The 17,010-nt window shown below is 67.0% G+C and carries 15 protein-coding genes; 7 read left to right on the top strand and 8 right to left on the bottom strand.

Annotation, left to right across the window (positions count from 1 at the left end; all coding sequences use genetic code 11):
• The first annotated feature begins 55 nt into the window (after nt 1-55).
• The 4 genes from uraD to A33M_RS13405 all read left to right on the top strand — a co-directional run bounded on the left by uraD (nt 56) and on the right by A33M_RS13405 (nt 3,903).
• Nucleotides 56-946, top strand: coding sequence for a 2-oxo-4-hydroxy-4-carboxy-5-ureidoimidazoline decarboxylase (gene uraD / locus A33M_RS13390; protein ID WP_008387940.1), 891 nt, complete (start codon nt 56-58; stop codon nt 944-946).
• A gap of 242 nt (nt 947-1,188) precedes the next feature.
• Nucleotides 1,189-2,199 carry an ABC transporter substrate-binding protein gene (locus A33M_RS13395; protein WP_008387942.1) on the top strand — a complete coding sequence of 337 codons (1,011 nt, stop codon included), beginning with the start codon at nt 1,189-1,191 and terminating at the stop codon, nt 2,197-2,199.
• A gap of 148 nt (nt 2,200-2,347) precedes the next feature.
• Complete coding sequence (locus A33M_RS13400; RefSeq protein WP_008387944.1) at nt 2,348-3,136, top strand: ABC transporter ATP-binding protein; 789 nt, start codon at nt 2,348-2,350, stop codon at nt 3,134-3,136.
• Nucleotides 3,133-3,903, top strand: a complete 771-nt coding sequence (locus tag A33M_RS13405) for an ABC transporter permease (RefSeq protein ID WP_008387948.1) — start codon at nt 3,133-3,135, stop codon at nt 3,901-3,903. The genes A33M_RS13400 and A33M_RS13405 overlap by 4 nt, the downstream gene beginning before the upstream one ends.
• 258 nt (nt 3,904-4,161) lie before the next feature.
• On the opposite strand, the gene A33M_RS13410 is transcribed toward A33M_RS13405, so the two are convergent.
• The 6 genes from A33M_RS13410 to A33M_RS13435 form a co-directional block, all read right to left on the bottom strand.
• Complete coding sequence (locus tag A33M_RS13410) at nt 4,162-4,356, bottom strand: 4Fe-4S binding protein (RefSeq protein WP_008387950.1); 195 nt, start codon at nt 4,354-4,356, stop codon at nt 4,162-4,164.
• A gap of 103 nt (nt 4,357-4,459) precedes the next feature.
• Entirely contained in the window at nt 4,460-5,767 is a 1,308-nt protein-coding gene (locus A33M_RS13415; protein ID WP_008387952.1) for a pyridoxal-phosphate dependent enzyme, read from the bottom strand.
• 18 nt (nt 5,768-5,785) lie between these two features.
• Complete coding sequence (locus A33M_RS13420) at nt 5,786-7,276, bottom strand: pyridoxal-phosphate dependent enzyme (RefSeq protein ID WP_008387954.1); 1,491 nt, start codon at nt 7,274-7,276, stop codon at nt 5,786-5,788.
• A 62-nt stretch (nt 7,277-7,338) separates the two neighbouring features.
• The gene (locus A33M_RS13425) at nt 7,339-8,526 is read right to left on the bottom strand and encodes an amidohydrolase family protein (RefSeq protein WP_008387957.1); all 1,188 of its coding nucleotides are present in this window, start codon (nt 8,524-8,526) and stop codon (nt 7,339-7,341) included.
• Nucleotides 8,527-8,533: 7 nt separating this feature from the next.
• Nucleotides 8,534-11,170 carry a selenium-dependent xanthine dehydrogenase gene (gene xdh / locus A33M_RS13430; protein ID WP_008387959.1) on the bottom strand — a complete coding sequence of 879 codons (2,637 nt, stop codon included), beginning with the start codon at nt 11,168-11,170 and terminating at the stop codon, nt 8,534-8,536.
• A gap of 12 nt (nt 11,171-11,182) precedes the next feature.
• Entirely contained in the window at nt 11,183-12,034 is an 852-nt protein-coding gene (locus A33M_RS13435) for a MurR/RpiR family transcriptional regulator (protein WP_192814115.1), read from the bottom strand.
• 109 nt (nt 12,035-12,143) lie between these two features.
• Between A33M_RS13435 and A33M_RS13440 the strand changes: the two genes are divergently transcribed.
• Together A33M_RS13440 and A33M_RS13445 are read left to right on the top strand one after the other, a co-directional pair.
• Nucleotides 12,144-13,373 (top strand): Zn-dependent hydrolase, encoded by a 1,230-nt coding sequence (locus tag A33M_RS13440; protein ID WP_040620552.1) that lies wholly within the window; start codon nt 12,144-12,146, stop codon nt 13,371-13,373.
• Between the two features lie 156 nt (nt 13,374-13,529).
• Nucleotides 13,530-15,182, top strand: a complete 1,653-nt coding sequence (locus tag A33M_RS13445; protein WP_008387967.1) for an N-acyl-D-amino-acid deacylase family protein — start codon at nt 13,530-13,532, stop codon at nt 15,180-15,182.
• A gap of 129 nt (nt 15,183-15,311) precedes the next feature.
• Here the strand turns inward: A33M_RS13445 and leuD are convergent, their stop codons facing one another.
• Both leuD and A33M_RS13455 read right to left on the bottom strand, forming a co-directional pair.
• The gene (leuD, locus tag A33M_RS13450; RefSeq protein WP_008387969.1) at nt 15,312-15,917 is read right to left on the bottom strand and encodes a 3-isopropylmalate dehydratase small subunit; all 606 of its coding nucleotides are present in this window, start codon (nt 15,915-15,917) and stop codon (nt 15,312-15,314) included.
• Between the two features lie 95 nt (nt 15,918-16,012).
• Entirely contained in the window at nt 16,013-16,432 is a 420-nt protein-coding gene (locus A33M_RS13455) for a metallopeptidase family protein (protein ID WP_008387971.1), read from the bottom strand.
• Nucleotides 16,433-16,558: 126 nt separating this feature from the next.
• On the opposite strand from A33M_RS13455, the gene A33M_RS13460 reads away from it, so the two are divergent.
• Nucleotides 16,559-16,840 carry a hypothetical protein gene (locus A33M_RS13460; RefSeq protein WP_008387974.1) on the top strand — a complete coding sequence of 94 codons (282 nt, stop codon included), beginning with the start codon at nt 16,559-16,561 and terminating at the stop codon, nt 16,838-16,840.
• The last annotated feature ends 170 nt before the right edge of the window (nt 16,841-17,010 follow it).

The following is a 17,010-nucleotide window of genomic DNA, read 5'->3' on the forward strand; positions in this document are numbered from 1 at the left end:
AAGCAGTCCGTCCAACTCCTGATCAGGCATCCGCAGACGATCCGACGAGGCGGCGATGACGAACAAAATCTCGATCGACGATCTGAACGGCGCCGACCGGGAGAGTTTCATCGCAGCGCTCGGCGGGGTGTTCGAGCACTCGCCCTGGGCCGCCGCGGCGGTCGCCGACCGCCGCCCGTTCGAGACGCTCGCGGCGCTCGCCGACGCGATGATCGCGGCGGTGCGCGCGGCGCCGTCGGAACAGCAACACGAGCTGCTCGCGGCGCATCCCGATCTCGCCGGCAAGGCCGCCCGCGCCGGTGAGCTGACGGCGGCCTCGACCGCCGAGCAGGCGAGCGCCGGGCTCGATCGCCTGACGGAACGCGAGTTTCAGGTGTTTCATCATCTGAACGGATCCTACCGCGAAAAATTCGGTATTCCGTTCATCGTCTGCGTTCGTCGTCATACAAAGTGGTCGATTCTCAGAACATTCGAGCGGCGGCTCGCGAACGACGCGGAAACCGAGCACCGGACGGCGCTCGACGAGGTGTTTCGCATCGCCGCGCTGCGGCTCGATCAGCTGGTGGAGGCACGAGACCGCCTGCCGCTCACAGGCAAGCTCTCGACTCACGTGCTCGACACGCACGCCGGACGGCCGGCCGAGAACATCCCGATCGTGCTCTACGAGATCGACGCCGACGAGACGCGGCGGCCGATCGTTGAAACCTACACCAATCGCGACGGCCGCACCGACGCGCCGCTGATCAGCGGTCGCCCGGTGCCGATCGGCCGTTACGAGCTGACGTTTTCCGTCGACGCCTATTTTGCCGGCAGAGGCGTGCCGCTCGCCGATCCGCCGTTTCTCTCGGTGGTGCCGGTGCGGTTCTCGGTCGCGGATCCCGAGGCCAACTATCACGTACCGTTGCTGATCACGCCGTGGAGCCATGCCACGTATCGGGGAAGCTGATCAGACGCGGCGACACGTCGCCGGTGATCGTCCCCAGATCGGCCTTCCCGTGAGAAATCCGCCGGTTCCTCGAGCAAATTTTTCGCTGTTGACGTTCGTTTGAGCAGCCCTGCCGCCAAGGCGGGATAAAATCACGCTGCCACGTGCCGATTTGCGTGGCACACGGCTTGCTGCACTCCGAGCGACCGACCCCGCATCGAGCCCATTCGACGAAGAGCCCGCATGGCGAAGGAAAACGCACGATGACCAAATCTGTTCTGTTCGGCGTCCTGGCGGCCGCACTGTCGGTGCTGGCCGCACCGGCGCACGCCGAGACCGACGTGAAATTCGCGCTCGACTGGAAGTTCGAGGGCCCGGCCGCGCCGTATTTCGTCGCGATCGACAAGGGCTACTACAAGGCAGAGGGACTGAACGTCACCGTCGACACCGGCCCCGGCTCGGTCGCCGGCATCGGCCGGGTGGCGGCCGGCACCTATCCGCTCGGCTTCTTCGACATCAACTCGCTGGTGAAGTTCCGCGACCAGAATCCCGACAAGGCGGTGAAGGCCATCCTGATGGTCTACGACGCGCCGCCGTTCGCGATCGCCACCACCACCAAGACCGGCATCGGCAAGCCGAAGGACCTCGAAGGCAAGGTGCTCGGCGCGCCGGCCGCCGACGGCGCCTTCGCCCAGTGGAAGGCGTTCGTGAAGGAGAACGACATCGACGCCTCCAAGGTGAAGATCGACAATATCGGCTTCCCGGTGCGCGAGCCGATGCTCGCCGACGGCAAGGTCGACGCCATCACCGGCTTCTCCTTCTCGATGTACTTCAACCTGGTGCAGCGCAACCTGAAGCCGGAGGACATCAAGATGATGCTGATGTCCGACTACGGCCTGGTGCTGTACGGCAACGCGGTGATGGTGAACCCCGACTACGCCAAGGCGCATCCCGACGTCGTCGAGGGCTTCGTGCGCGCCACCATCAAGGGCGTGCTCGACACCATCAAGGATCCCGACAGCGCCATCAAGTCGGTGATGAAGCGCAACGAGACCGCCGACGAGGCGACCGAGCTCGCCCGGCTGAAGATGGCGCTGCGCGACAACATCGTGACGCCGTGGGTGAAGCAGCACGGCTTCGGCGGCGTCGACCAGGCGCGGCTTTCGAAGTCGATCGAGCAGATCGGCCTCGGCTACGACTTCAAGAACAAGCCGACCGCCGACGACGTCTTCACCGGCGTCTATCTGCCGCCCGTCGCCGACCGCAAGCTCTGACCCGCAGGGCTTGCCGGAACGCTCCGGTGGCCGATCCCGTCCGTTGCGGACACGGGATCGGCCACCGCCCTCCTCGCCGGGATCGTTTCATCATGAGTGTTTCCATGTCCCGCCGCGGCAGCGGCCTCCTGCCGAGGGACGCCGCGCCATGACCGCCTTCGTCGACATCGACGACGTGACGCTCGTCTACAAGGGCGCGACCGGCGACGTGCACGCGCTCGATCGCCTCGGCTTCAGCCTGGAGAAGGGCGACTTCGCCGCGGTGGTCGGTCCGTCCGGCTGCGGCAAATCCTCGCTGATGAAGCTGGTCACCGGCCTGTTGCCGCCCGACTTCGGCACCATAAAGATCGCCGGCGAGACGGTGACCGGGCCGGTCAAGATGGCCGGCATGGCGTTCCAGAACCCGAACATGCTGCCGTGGCGCAGCGTGATCGACAATGTGATGCTGCCGCTCGAGATCGTGCAGCCGCACCGCTCGCGCTTCCGCGCCGAGAAGGAGCGCTATCGCGAACAGGCGACCAGGCTGCTCGCCACCGTCGGCCTCGACGGCTTCGCCGACCGCTATCCGTGGGAGCTGTCGGGCGGCATGCAGCAGCGCGTCTCGCTGTGCCGCGCGCTGATCCACCAGCCCGCCCTCCTGATGCTCGACGAGCCGTTCGCCGCGCTCGACGCCTTCACCCGCGAGGAGCTGTGGTGCGTGCTGCGCGACCTGTGGGAGGAGATCCGCTTCACCGTGATCCTGGTGACGCACGATCTGCGCGAGGCGGTCTTCCTCGCCGACTACATCCACGTGATCAGCGCCCGCCCCGGCCGGCTGGTGATGACCAAGACGATCGACTTTCCGCGGCCGCGCTCGCTCGACCTCCTGTTCGACAAGGATTTTGCCGACATCGTGCACGAGCTGCGCGCAAAGATCGGAGAGGTGCGCAAGTCATGACCGGGACCGCCGAGCGCCTGTCGCCGTGGCTGTTCACCATCGCGATGTTCCTGATCTGGGAGGCCGTCTGCCGGTTCGCCAAGATCGATCCGTTCATCCTGCCGGCACCCTCCGAGATTTTCGCGGCGATGAACCAGTACTGGTGGCCGCTGGCGAAGAACTCGTTCGTCACGCTGTGGACGACGATGGCGGGCTTCGCGCTCGCGGTCGGCTTCGGCATCGTGCTGGGGCTGGTGGTCGGCTGGTCGCGCACCATCTATCGCGGGCTCTATCCGGTGCTGATCGGCTTCAACTCGGTGCCGAAGGTCGCCGTGGTGCCGATCCTCGTGATCTGGTTCGGCATCGGCGAGATTCCGGCGATCCTCACCGCGTTCCTGATCTCGTTCTTCCCGATCGTCGTCAATGTCGCGACCGGCCTCTCGACCATCGAGCCGGAGCTCGAGGACGTGTTGCGCGCGCTCGGCGCGAGCAAGCTCGACATCATGCTGAAGGTCGGCATTCCGCGCACCCAGCCTTATCTGTTCGGCGCGCTGAAGGTGGCGATCACGCTGGCCTTCGTCGGCACCGTGGTGTCGGAGACGATCGCGGCCAATGCCGGGCTCGGCTTCCTGATGGTGCAGGCGGGCTCGAACTTCCAGATGCCGCTCGTCTTTGCCGGGCTCTTGCTGCTCGCGGCAGAAGGCATCGTCATGTATGCAGTGTTCGCCTATGTGGAGGTGCACTTCACCAAATGGGCACATCGCTCCTCGATGAGCGCCGCCGGCTAGTGATCCTGTTCCGGTATTCGCATCCCGCCGCCGCGAACCCGACGGCGAACGTCGGAATCGAAAGACCACTCGCAATCACAGAGTCCTGGTGGAGCTTTGAATTCGACGTTCGAGGACGAAGATGCGGCCGGCTGGGACTCGAATGTCGAATTCGCTCCACCAGCGGCGCAGTCGGCGCCTCGCCGAAGAACGAGCTCCAAACAACGAAAACGGCCGGGCGCAAACCCGGCCGTTTTTCCTGTCACGTCACGAAACGGATCAGGCGGGAACGCAGGTCCCCTCGACCGGGCACACGGCGGCGCACTGCGGCGCGTCGAAATGGCCCTCGCACTCGGTGCACTTGGCAGCGTCGATCACATAGGTGTCGCGCTTCATGCTAATTGCGGAATTGGGGCACTCGAATTCGCACGCGCCACAGGCGGTGCACTGGGAAGCGACGATCTTGTAGGCCATGGCAATGACTCCTTCGCGCGATGAGTGGTATCAGGAGCCCCGCTCGCCCACATCGGCAAAAACCCTGATTGGAATCGATAAAAACTGCGACCGGGCGCCGCAGTCATCGTTCGACACCGGAAAAGATCACCGTCACCGGTCCGTCGCCGAGCGCTTTTGCCGACGCGATCACACCGGCGAGCCCCGCGGTGCCGGTCGCCGACACGTCGATACCCGTGTGCGCGCGCCCCAGCGCATGCGCCTTTGCGACGGTCTCCTCGTCGACCACGCAGGCCGCGCCGCCCGTGCTGCGAATGCTTTTCAGAATCTCGAGCCAGTCGTAGGTCTCGTCGTCCAGAATTCCGTGGGCGAGACTCGTCGGCGTCTGCTCCCACGGCCACATGAAGCGAGAGCGCGCCCGCGCCGCTTCGGCGGGATCGACGCCATCCGCACGTGACACGGCGCGCGCGAGCGGCGCGCATCCTTCGGTCTGAACCACCAAGAGCCGCGGCGCTCGTGACAAAACCTTCGCCCGAGCCGCCAGCGCGAACCCCTGTGCCAAGGCACTCGCCAAGGCGCCGCCGCCGACCTGCACGGCCAGCGTTCCGGGATTGTTTGATGTCGTCGCATCGCGTGCGAAAAACTCGGCGATCTCGAAGGCCAGCGTGCGCGCGCCCTCGACCGCGAGCCCGTTGTCCGGCCCCTGCACGCCGAACGGCAGCGCGCCGCCGGCGACCGCCGCACGAAACGCCGAGACGCACGGATCGCCCGTCTCGCTCGGTCGCCGCTCGCAGATTTTTATCGCCGCGCCGAGATCACGCAGCCGCGCGACCACCGAGGCTTCGGCATCGGGCGGAATGAACACGTCGAGTGGCTTGTCCGCCGCCCGCGCCACCACGGCGGCGGCGAGCGCCGCATTGCCGCACGAGGCGATCGCGAGCCGCTTGTCCTTCACCGACGCCGCCGCCGGCAACCGCGCCGCCTCGAGCACCCGCAAGAAGATCAGCACCCCCATCAGGTGGCGCGCCTTGTGCGAGCCGGCGACGTTTCCCGTCTCGTTCTTCACCAGCAGCGGCCCGTGGAGGCCGACCGCCCGTGCGAGCGCCGGCTGCGCCGCCATCGGCGTGATGCGAAACCCACGTCCGTCGACCGTGATCAGCTTCTCGTCGAGCTCTTTCACGATCTCCTTGTAGGCTTCGTCCGAGAGCCCTGCGGCGCGCGCCAATCGATAGGGCGTGAGCCACGAACGATAGCGCAGGAACGGGTTCTCTTCGTCGCCCGGCGTGACGGAGGGATCGTCGTCACGCGGTACCAACAGATGGTCGACATCGTCGCCCGCCCGCGCATTCGGGCAGGCGAACGGCAGGGTGCGGTCGAGAAACACCTCCGCGCCGCAACCGTGACAGACGAAGCTCGGAACGTTTTTCCTCATGACATCGCAGCCACAGCGTCAGCCGCGTCCGGCGCCGCTCTTGGCGTTGAACTCGCCGATCATCGCGTCCCAGGCCGGCACGAGATCCAACAGCCCGTCCCAGAATTTCTGATCGCGCCGCGCCGTGAACTCCTCGATCGAGACACCCTGCTGCTCGACCCAGGTGTAGTAGCCGAGATTGAAGATGCGCTTGCGGTCGACATGCGTCAGCTCGATCAGATGATCGGTGCTCGACCCCATCAGCACGTGCCCGAAGATCTCGCCGGCGGTCACCGCGTCGAACCGGTTGCCGAAATATTTCGGCATCGCCTTGACGGCTTCACTGCGATACATCGCGGCGCCGTCGGTAGCGACCGTCACGATCACGTCGTCCGGCCCGAGATCCCAGTATTTTGCCGCCTTGATCGCCGCCAGCACGTTGCACAGGCTCGACAGCCCAAAGTGCTTCAGCGCATCGATCAGCGCCGGATCGATGCCCCGCCGCTCGGCGAGATATTTGTGGCCCTCGTCGGTGTTGAACAGCATGAACAGCGTGTCGGTCGCGTGATCGCTGACGCCGACCACCATGTCGGTGTTCATCACGTTGTGGATCAGCGGCACGTGCTTGTCGCCGATGCCCTGGATGTTGTGCTCGCCGAACCCGTTCTCGAGCAGCGTCGGGCATTCCAGCGCCTCGACTGCGACGATTTTCGTGCCGTGCTTCGCCTTCAGATGATCACCGGCCGCGAGCGTTCCGGCCGACCCGGTCGCCGACACGAACGCCGCGAGCCTCTTGCCGTTGCCGGGCAAGCTCTCGAACACCGCGTCCAACGCCGTGCCGGTGCAGATCCGATGCACCAGATAGTTGCCGAACTCGCAGAACTGATTGAAGACGATATTGTCGGGATTTTTGTCGAGCTCCTTGCAGGCGTCGTAGATCTCCTTGACGTTGCTCTCCGAGCCCGGCGTCCTGATCACGTCGGACGGATCGGTCACCCAGTCGCCGAGCCAGTCGAAGCGCTCCTGGCTCATGTTCTCCGGCAGCACGGCGACGCCGCGGCAGCCGAGAATGCGCGAGATCGCCACCCCGCCCCGACAGTAATTTCCAGTCGACGGCCAGATCGCGCGATGGTGCGTCGGGTCGAACTGGCCGGTGATCACGCGCGGCACCAGGCAGCCGTAGGCCGGCAAGACCTTGTGCGCGGAAATCATCGGAAAGCGGTCGCCGAGCGCGAGCACGATCGGTGCGGCGACGCCCGTCAGCTCGCGCGGCAGCACGATGTGCCCGGGCACGTCGACGAGAGTTTTTCGCGCGGCGTCGTTCCACCAATGGACACGAAACAGGTTCAGCGGATGCGGCGTATCGGGATCGACCGAGGCGAGCTTCTCGCGAGTGTTAGGATCGATCGTGGTCGGGTTCGCCAGTTCCGACAGCGTCGGCAGAAGCACGTCCGCCTCGCGGAAGCGGGCATTGGTGCGTTCGTAAACGTTCTGGTCGATGATGCTCCGCTCGAGGCCGAGGCGTGCCATGTTTGGGATCCGTTGAGTTGGAAAGATCGACGTGTTTGTTCGGAAGCGGCAGAAACTGCTGCTCAAAGAGTGGCCATGCGCTCCCACAGGCGGGCGGCGGCGCGGCGCGCATCGTCCCCGATCACGGCGGCGTCGCCGGTCACCAGACGGCCATCCTTCACGACGTGCCGTCCCGCGACGATCACGTCGGACACGGCGCCGTTGCGCCTGAGCACGACGTCACCGGCAGCGCCCGGCGCCATCGGCGTCTCGGCGAGGCCGAAATGCGCAGCGACCATCGCGTGGCCGGCGGCGAGCCGCGCATCGGCATCGACCGCATCGCCATTGGCGGCGGCAAGCCGCGACAACGCGGTCTTCTCGATTGACATGTCGGGATCCCAGCCGTCGACGCCGAGCGCAACCTTCGGGCTCGCCGAAAGGCTCTTCGCGTAACCGACGCGGTTGCCCTCGTTGGATCGCGGGTTCTGCACGAACCACGCTCCGAGCTCTTTTGCGCGCCGCACCTGATCAGGAGAGAGATGCACGCCGTGCGCAAATATCGAGTTCGGCACCACCGCGCCGAGATCGATCAGCCGCTCGAGCGGCCCGACAAAGCCCCGCTTTTGCGCATCGGCGACGTCGGAAAAATCTTCGGCGACGTGAACGTGCAGCGCGGTGCCGAGATCGCGGGCGAGATCGCCCGCCTCACGGATCGTCTCGTCCGACACCGTGAAGCTCGCATGCAGGCCGACCAGGCCGCGCACCAGCGGCGACGGCTTTATCGTGCGGCACTCGGCGAGGCCACGCCGCGCCTCGTCACGCCCGAAGTTGCGCTCGGTCGCACCGAAGCAGAGCAGCGCGCGAACGCCGATCTCCTCGCACACCTCGGCGAGAATTTTCAACGAGCCCTCGATCAGATTTGGTGACTCGTGATGGTCGACCAGCGTCGTCGTGCCGGCGAGCAGCGCTTTTGCGACGTAATCACGTGCGCCCGCACGTAGCGTGTCGGCATCGATCGCACGGTCGAGCTGCCACCACACCCGCTCGAGGATTTGCAGGAAATCTTCGGGCGGCGGGCTCGCCGCCGGCATGCCGTAGGGCGCGAGCGCGCTGTAGATGTGCGTGTGCGCACAGACCGCGCCCGAGCTGATCACGCCGTCTGCGCAGGCGAGCACCGGCGTGCCCTCGGGCGCGCTTTCGGCAATCACGCCGTCGGCGATGGCGACGCGCTTGCCGGTGCGATCGGGGCCGATCAGGAGCGAAGCGGACATCGATCCCTCAATGCCATTCGGCGCGATCGCCGCGGATGTGTCCGACATTGATCGCGCGGGCGGCCGGCGACTCCTTCATCGGCAGGCGCATGTGGCGGGTGCCGTCGAACATCGCGAGCGCGCCGGCGACCGCCCCCGCGGTCGGCACCAGACCGATCTCGCCGACGCCCTTGGCGCCGAACGGACCCTCCGGCTCGGCCTCCTCCACCAGCGTCACCTCGACCTTCGGCATGTGCTGGGCGCGCAACACGCCGATCTCACGAAGTTTTGTGGTGACGGGCATCCCATCCTTGCACGGAAGCTCCTCGGTCAGCGCGTAGCCGAGGCCCATATGCACGGCGCCCTCGATCTGCGCGGTGCATTGCTGCGGGTTGAGCGCACGACCGACATCGTGCGCGGCGAACACTTTGTCGACGGCGCCCTGCTCGTTCAACACGACGACCTGCGTCGCCCAGCCGAACGTCGTGTGCGTCTTGATCTTGCCGTCCTTCGTCTCGCCTGGCGCGGTGGTGTCATCGATCACCGTGATGCCCTCATAGACGCGTCCCGCGAGCTCGGCGAGCGAATGTCCCTTCACCAGATCCGCGCGCAGCTTTTCCGCGGCGTCGATCACCGCACGGCCGGCGAGCAGCGTCGCACGCGAGCCCGTGGTCTGCCCGGCACCGAGCTCGAAGGTGGTGTTGACCTGCGGGCGAAAGATCTCGGCCGGCAGCTTCGTCACCTCGACCGCGCATTGCGTGAGGATGGTCAGCAGTCCCTGCCCCATCTCGGTGAAGCCGGTGTGGAGATCGACCGTGCCGTCCTCCTGCACGACGAGCCGGGAGTGGCCGTATTCCACAGCGCCGTTGCCGAGCCCGGAGTTTTTCAGCGCGCAGGCGATGCCGACCGCGCGGCCCGACGCCTTGGCTTCATAGTATGCATCCTTCACCGCTGCGAGCGTTCGCTCGACGCCCACCGGCTTGTCGAGAACTTGGCCGGTCGTGTAGGTGTCACCGGTACGCAGGATGTTCCGCCAACGCATCTCGAAGCCGTCGAGCCCGACCTTTTCCGCGAGCAGATCGAGACAGCCTTCGATCGCGAAGCTCGTCTGGTTGACGCCGAAGCCGCGCATCGCGCCGCACGGCGGATTGTTGGTGTAGGCAGCCGTCGAGGTGATGTCGATCGCCGGCACCTTGTAGGGCCCGCAGGCGTGGCCGGCGGCGCGCTCCAAAACCTTGCCGCCGACCGAGGCATAGGCGCCGGAATCGCCGACGATCTCGATCACCGCAGCGGTGAGATGGCCCGTCTCGTCGCAGCCGACCTTGTATGTCATGGTCAGCGGATGGCGCTTCGGGTGCATGCGCACCGACTCGTCGCGGGTGAGCGTGACGCGCACCGGCCGCCAGGTCATGCGGGCGAGCAGCGCGGTCTGCGCCTGGATGGTCATGTCCTCACGGCCGCCGAACGCGCCGCCGTTCGGCATCAGCTCGACGAACAGATTCTCTTCCGGCTCGCCCAGCACCTTGGCGCACTGGCGGCGGTCGTCGAAAATGCCCTGGCCCTGGCTGTAGAGATGCAGGCGTCCGTCCGGCTCCGGCACCGCGAGCGCCGCCTCGGTCTCGAGAAACAGATGCTCGATGCGCTGGGTCTGCCAGGTGCCGCTGACGACGTGCGCGGAGGCTGCGAGCGCCGCCGCCGCGTCGCCCTTCTCGATCTTCGTCACCTCGAGCGTGTTGTCGTGATGCGGATTGACTTGCGGGGCGCCCGGCGCGATCGCCTCGAACGGGTCGAGCACGGCGGGCAGAACCTCGTACTCCACCTCGACGAGCGCGGCCGCCTCGCGCGCGGCGCGCTTGGTTTCCGCCGCAACGGCCGCCAGCACGTCGCCGACATAGCGGACCTCCTCGCCCTCGGCGACGAGCACCGGCCAATCGCTGTGGATCAGGCCGACCCAGCGGTCGCCCGGCACGTCCTTGGCGGTCGCCACCGCCACCACGCCGGGCACCGCCTTCGCCTTCTCGGTGTCGATCCTCTTCACCCGCGCGCGGGCGTGCGGCGAGAGCACGACGACGCCGTGCAGCATGTTCGGCACGTCGATGTCGGCGACGAACGGGCGCTGGCCCAGCACCAGCTCGGCGCCCTGATAACGTTGCAACGGCGCGCCGACGCCGCCGTTCTCGACCAGAGGCGGCAGCGCGCCGCCGCGCTTCGCCTTGGCGATCAGCTCGACCGCATCGATGATCTTCACATAGCCGGTGCAGCGGCACAGATGGCCGTCGAGGGCCTTTGCGATCTCGTCGCGCGAAAAGTCACGATCCTGGTCGGTCAGATGCTTGATGCGCAACGCGAGCCCCGGCGTGCAATAGCCGCACTGCAGGCCGGCGGTGACCTGGAACGCGTCGGCATAGAGCTTGCGCTCGTTGTCGGACACGCCCTCGAGGGTGAGGATCGAGCGCCCCTCGACCTGGCTCACCTTGATGCCGCAGGTCACCTTGGGCGAGCCGTCGATCAGCGCGAGGCAGCAGCCGCATTCGCGCTGCGGCGCGCAGCCGGGCTTGAGCGAGGTGATCTTGAAGGTGTCGCGCAGCACGTCGAGCAGCGACTCGTCGGGCAGCACGTCGATCGTGCGAGGCTCGCCGTTGAGCGTGAAGCGCACCGTGGTCATGGAAGGCCTTTCTCAGAAGCCGAAATCGCCGAATGCATCGTGCAGCTGCTCGCCGCGGCGGAGTTGACGCTGCGCGTCGTCGCCGAGCGCGAGGGCGACCTCGGCACACAGATAGTTCAGGAGACTCATCGGACCGACATAACAGTCGAACAGGTTGGCGCCGCGGCAGAGGCAGCGGAAGACGACGCTCGCCTCCTCGGCGACGTCGCCGAGCGAGGGGTCGGCGAGCAGCACCACCTCTGCCCCGCTCGCCTTCGCAGCGCGGAGGATCTTGCCGGTCATCGGCGGGCGCCGGCGGAAGGCGAGCATCAGCATCACGTCGCCGGCCTGCAGGCTGGAGAGATCCTCGGCGAGCGTTTGGCCGGGCACCGGCAGGAGGCGGACGTCGGGCTTCACCTGCACCAGAAGCTCGCGGGCATAGAGCGCGAGCGCGTGGCTGTTGCGGAAGCCGATCACCCAAAGCCGCTTGGCGCGCACCATCGTCTCGACCGCGCGGCGGGCGTCGAGCGCCGAGACGCCTTCGAGCGTCAGCGTCAGCGCCGCGACGTCGTGCTCGAGGTGGCGGCCGAGCGAGCCGGCGACCGCCTCGCCCCGCAGCTCGGCGAGCGGCGAGCCGGTGCCGGCCGAGCGGGCCTGCTGGCGGAGGTCCTGGTAGTCGGAAAAGCCGAGCCGGCGCACCAGCCGGGTGGCGGTCGCCTTCGACACGCCGGCGCGCCCGGCGAGCTCGGTCGCCGAATAGGCCGCGAGGTCGCCACCCATCTCGAGCAGCACGTCGGCGATCTTGCGCTCGCCGGCCGGCAAACTCTCGTAATGGGCGCGGATGGCCTGTTCCAACGGCTGGATCATGGCTGGCATAAGAAACATGAATTTCATCTAGACGCAAACACGAAATCGGTGTTTCATGTCGCTCGTGCACGGCCGGCATACGACCAAAAGCCCCGAAAGGGCATCCGGACCGTCACGAGGGGATACGATGCACGACAATCTGCGGATCGACGGCGCCCGGCTGCTGTCCCGGCTGGAGAAGCTCGGCGAGATCGGCGCGCTGCCGGGCGGCGGCGTGTGCCGCCTCGCGCTGACCGACGAGGACAAGGCGGGGCGCGACCTGGTGGTCTCCTGGATGCGGGAGCTGGGGCTCACGGTGACGATCGACGCGATCGGCAACATCACCGGCACGCGGGCCGGCACCGAGGACCTGCCGCCGGTGATGGCGGGCAGCCACATCGACACGGTGGCGACCGGCGGCATCTATGACGGCAATCTCGGCGTGCTGGCCGGGCTCGAGGTGATCGAGACCCTGAACGACGCCGGAGTGACGACGCGCCGGCCGATTGCCGTCACCGCCTTCACCAACGAGGAGGGCGCGCGCTTCCAGCCCGACATGCTGGGCAGCGTGGTTTATACCGGCGGCATGCCGATCGGGCAGGCGCACGACACGGTGTCGATCGACGGCCAAAAGCTCGGGGAAGAGCTGGCGCGGATCGGCTATCTCGGCGAGGCGCCGGCCGCGGTGCCGAAGGTGCACGCCTATGTCGAGCTGCACATCGAGCAGGGGCCGGTGCTGGAGGCCGAAGGGTTTCGCATCGGCGCGGTCGAGGGGGTGCAGGGCATCTCCTGGACCGAGTTTTCGCTGATCGGGCAATCGAGCCACGCCGGCACCACGCCGATGCGCATGCGCCACGATGCCGGCCTCGTCGCGGCGGAAATCTCCGCCTTTGCGCGCAAAACCGCGAAGGAGATCGGCGGCGATCAAGTGGCCACGGTCGGCATGTTCACGGTGTCGCCGAACCTCGTCAACGTGGTGCCGGACAAGGCGGTGATGACGGTCGATCTGCGCAACACCGACGACGAGATCTTGAAAGAGGCCGAGCGGCGGGTGTTCGCGTTCGCGGAAGAAGCCGCGAAGGCGGAGGGCGTGACGCTGGAGAAGCGCACGCTGGCCCGCTTCGCGCCGGTCGCCTTCACGCCCGCGCTGGTCGACCGGGTCGAGGCGATCGCGAAGGAGTTCGAGCTGCCGGTGCGCCGCCTACCGGCCGGTGCCGGCCACGACGCCGGCATTCTCGCCGAGATCTGCCCGGCCTGCATGATCTTCGTGCCGAGCGTGAACGGCCTCAGCCACAACGTGAAGGAATACACCGCCCCCGCCGACCTTTCGGCCGGCGCCGACGTGCTGTTGCGGCTGATGCTGGAGCTTTCCGCCTGAGAGGTGCGCCAGGCGAAGCTCGCCGCACCGATCCACTTCTCACGGCCTCATGGTGAAGGCGCTCCGAAGGAGCGCGTCTCGAACCATGGGGCCGCCCCGCCCTTCGATACGCCCGCTTCGCGGGCTCCTCGGGACGAGGCGGACAAAGAGGCAAGCATGCGACACCTGATCCGCAACGCATCGATCGTCACCGGCGACGGTGTCACCGCCCCTTACGCCGGCGACGTGCTGATCGAGGACGATATCGTCGTCGCACTCGGCCAGATCGCCACCACCGACGCCCAGACCGCCGACCGCACCACCGACGCAAAGGGCCGGGCGCTGGCGCCGGGTTTCGTCGACACCCACAATCACGGCGCGCTCGGCGGCACGGCGATCGGCGAGAGCGGCTTTCCGCACGCCTGCGAGCTGGCGGTGCTGGCGGGCGTCACCAAGCGCATCTGCGGCGTCGACGGCCTGTCGCCCGCCCCGGTGGTGCCCGATCAGCGCCAGCAATACGCGGTGCAGCTGAAGCCGCTCGACGGCGCGATCGACGGCGACTGGTCGTGGAGCACGGTCGCCGAGTTCCTGGCCTGGCATCGCGGCCGCTCGATCACCGACATGGGGCTCTATCTCGGCCACTCTGCGGTACGGCGCGTGGTGATGAGCAATCTCGCCCGCGTCGCGACCGACGCCGAGATCGAGGCGATGGGCCAGGTGGTGCGCCGCGAGGCGCCGCTGACGCTCGGCCTCTCGACCGGCCTCGTCTACAACCCCGCCGTCTATTGTGATCAGCGCGAGCTGACCGCGCTGGTGCGCGCTTTCAACGGCGTGAAGCCGGGCGCGCTGTTTCCGCATCTGCGCTCGGAGAGCGACAACATCATCGCCAGCGTGAAGGAGGTGGTGGAGGCCTCGATCGACGGCGGCGGCGCCTATTGCAACGAGCACTCGAAGATCGCCGGCGCGCAGAACTACGACCGCATCGACGAGCTGGAGAGCATTCTCGGCGACGCCTCGTCCTCCATCCAGACGATGGAGAACATGTATCCCTACACCGCCGGCTCGACGACCGGCGACGCGATCTTTCCGCCGGAAATGCGCGCCGGCACCCGCGCCGAGTTTCTGGCGCGGCTCGCGGATCCGGCAGCGCGCAAGGCGATGGCCGACAAGATCCGCTACGACTCCAAGAGCTGGGACAATTTCGTGCATTTCTGCAGCGGCCTCGCGGGCGTGCAGATCGCCGGCGTGAAGCCGGGCGTCGGCGACGCCTTTCTCGGTAAGCGGCTCGGCGACGTCGCGGCCGCCGCCGGCGCGCCGGACCCGATGTCGGATGCGGCGTTCGACGCGGTGTTCGATTTCTATGTGAGGAATGCCGGCGAGGTCGCGATCATCACCCATTACGGGCACGAGGCGACGGTGGAGCGCTTCTTCCGCCGCAACACCATGGCGATCTGCACCGACGGCCTGATGCCGGGACCGGGCCAAAAACCGCACCCCCGCGCCCTCGGCGCCTTCCCGAAGGCGTTGCGGATGGGGCGCGAGATGGGCATTCCGCTCGAGACGATGGTGTGGCGGATGGCGACGCTGCCGTGCCGGTTCCTCAATCTGCCGGATCCGACGCTGCGGCCCGGCGCCGACGCCTCGCTGGTGCTGTTCGATGCCGACACCGTCACCGACCGCGGCGACTATCTGAATCCGCTGGTCCGCCCGCTCGGCATCGACATGGTGTTCGTGCACGGCGAGTGCGTGCTCGACCACGGCGAGCTGATCGTGCCGAAGCGGCCGTTCCCGGGGCGCGTGCTCACCAGCCCGGCCGCGCGGGCGGCGTGACGCCGGAAACGACGAAATAAGCCGCGGCCCGGAGAGCCGCGGCTTTTGTTTGTATGGAAAGCATGCATCGTAGCGGACCAGCGACGCGTGTTTCGCCGCCGCTACGCAGCCCGGCGCGTCACGCGTGCATCACGCCCAGGGGCGGACTTCTTGTGCCTGCTTCTCGAAGCCGGTGATCACCGCGCTCTTCTGCAGGGTCTGGCCGATGTCGTCGAGGCCTTCCAGCAGGCAGTGCTTGCGGTGCGGATCGACGTCGAACGTAATCACGCCACCGTCCGGCCCGCGGATCTCCTGCTTGGCGAGGTCGATCGTCAGCGTCGCATTGGCGCCGCGCTCGGCATCGTCGAACAGCTTTTCCAGATCCTCGGGCGACACCTTGATCGGCAGAATGCCGTTCTTGAAGCAGTTGTTGTAGAAGATGTCGCCGAACGAGGTGGAGATCACCGCGCGGATGCCGTAGTCGAGCAGCGCCCACGGCGCGTGCTCGCGCGACGAGCCGCAGCCGAAATTGTCGCCCGCGATCAGGATCTTCGCCTTGCGATAGGCCGGCTGGTTGAGGACGAAGTCCGGGTTCTCCGAGCCGTCGTCGCGGAAGCGCTTCTCGGCGAACAAGCCCTTGGCGAGGCCGGTGCGCTTGATCGTCTTGAGGTACTGCTTCGGAATGATCGCGTCGGTATCGACATTGATCGTCTTGAGAGGCGCGGCGATGCCTTCCAGTACCGTGAATTTGTCCATGATCTTCCGTCCAGTGCCCGAGGGCCATTGCTGACCGTTCTGATAAACCGCGATCGCGGCCGCGACAAGGCTTCCGGCCCGGCCGGGACCGCGGGTCAGCCGGCCTTCCGCTCGATCTCCTCCATGTCGTCGTCCGACAGGCCGAAATGGTGGCCCATCTCGTGCACCAGCACGTGCCGGACGATCGCGCCCAGCGTCTCCTCGTGCTCGGCCCAGTAGTCGAGGATCGGCCGGCGATAGAGCCAGATCATGTTGGGCATCTGCATCGGCGCGCTGTCGGAGCGGAACGGCAGGCCGATGCCCTGAAACAGGCCCAAAATGTCGAACTCGCTCTCGAGGCCCATGTGATCCACCACCTCGTCGGTCGGAAAATCGTCGACCTGGATCACCACGCCGTCGCACATTTTCCGGAACGTCTCCGGCAGGCGGCGAAACACCTCGCCGGCCAAAACCTCGAGCTCGACCAGCGAAGGAGCGCGGACGGTGCGCCAGGCGAGCGGATTGCTTTTCGGCATTCTCTTTGGCCTCGGACGGCGGGCGGCGGCGACTTTCCAGGGACCACGCGCCCATGCGGCCCCGAGATTGACACGGACCGTGCGCTCGAGCGACCTTTGCTTTGGTTTTTTACGGGGGAGGCGGTGGTGCGCGCGGCAGGGAAATTTTCGGCGGCAAGCGTCGCTCTGGTCGCGGCAGCGCTGCTCGGCGGCCCGGCGTCGGCGCAATCCTGGGACCGGCAGCCGTGGGACGGCGCCGCTCCCGCTGCCGCGGATTACGACCGGGCGCCGCCGCGAGCACGCCCGCGCATCGAGGTCCGGCCGAACCGGCAACTCGTTCGGGTATGCGAGGATTGGCTTGCGCTCGAGCGCCGCCCCTCCGGCGACGTCCTGACCCCGCAGATGCGCTGCCACTGGGCCTTTCGCTGACGGGGACTCGTCCCGGGAGACTCGTCCCGGGACGAGTCCCCTTTTGCTTTTTTTTCTTTTTACCCGACGCGCCCCGTGCCGCGGAACGCGGCCACGTCGTACTTTCCGGACTCGAATGCGCAAACGCGAAACGCCCGCTGCGAGGATTTCGCGGCGGGCGTTTTCGTTTG

This window comes from Rhodovulum sp. PH10 (genome assembly GCF_000293785.1).
In the GTDB taxonomy this organism is placed as follows: domain Bacteria; phylum Pseudomonadota; class Alphaproteobacteria; order Rhizobiales; family Xanthobacteraceae; genus Rhodoplanes.

Coding starts and splice junctions, on each gene's coding strand:
- A33M_RS13415 (WP_008387952.1), bottom strand. CDS start 5,767: ATGAGGAAAAACGTTCCGAGCTTCGTCTGTCACGGTTGCGGCGCGGAG.
- A33M_RS13455 (WP_008387971.1), bottom strand. CDS start 16,432: ATGCCGAAAAGCAATCCGCTCGCCTGGCGCACCGTCCGCGCTCCTTCG.
- A33M_RS13435 (WP_192814115.1), bottom strand. CDS start 12,034: ATGTTTCTTATGCCAGCCATGATCCAGCCGTTGGAACAGGCCATCCGC.
- xdh (WP_008387959.1), bottom strand. CDS start 11,170: ATGACCACGGTGCGCTTCACGCTCAACGGCGAGCCTCGCACGATCGAC.
- A33M_RS13395 (WP_008387942.1), top strand. CDS start 1,189: ATGACCAAATCTGTTCTGTTCGGCGTCCTGGCGGCCGCACTGTCGGTG.
- uraD (WP_008387940.1), top strand. CDS start 56: ATGACGAACAAAATCTCGATCGACGATCTGAACGGCGCCGACCGGGAG.
- A33M_RS13440 (WP_040620552.1), top strand. CDS start 12,144: ATGCACGACAATCTGCGGATCGACGGCGCCCGGCTGCTGTCCCGGCTG.
- leuD (WP_008387969.1), bottom strand. CDS start 15,917: ATGGACAAATTCACGGTACTGGAAGGCATCGCCGCGCCTCTCAAGACG.
- A33M_RS13400 (WP_008387944.1), top strand. CDS start 2,348: ATGACCGCCTTCGTCGACATCGACGACGTGACGCTCGTCTACAAGGGC.
- A33M_RS13445 (WP_008387967.1), top strand. CDS start 13,530: ATGCGACACCTGATCCGCAACGCATCGATCGTCACCGGCGACGGTGTC.
- A33M_RS13425 (WP_008387957.1), bottom strand. CDS start 8,526: ATGTCCGCTTCGCTCCTGATCGGCCCCGATCGCACCGGCAAGCGCGTC.
- A33M_RS13410 (WP_008387950.1), bottom strand. CDS start 4,356: ATGGCCTACAAGATCGTCGCTTCCCAGTGCACCGCCTGTGGCGCGTGC.
- A33M_RS13405 (WP_008387948.1), top strand. CDS start 3,133: ATGACCGGGACCGCCGAGCGCCTGTCGCCGTGGCTGTTCACCATCGCG.
- A33M_RS13420 (WP_008387954.1), bottom strand. CDS start 7,276: ATGGCACGCCTCGGCCTCGAGCGGAGCATCATCGACCAGAACGTTTAC.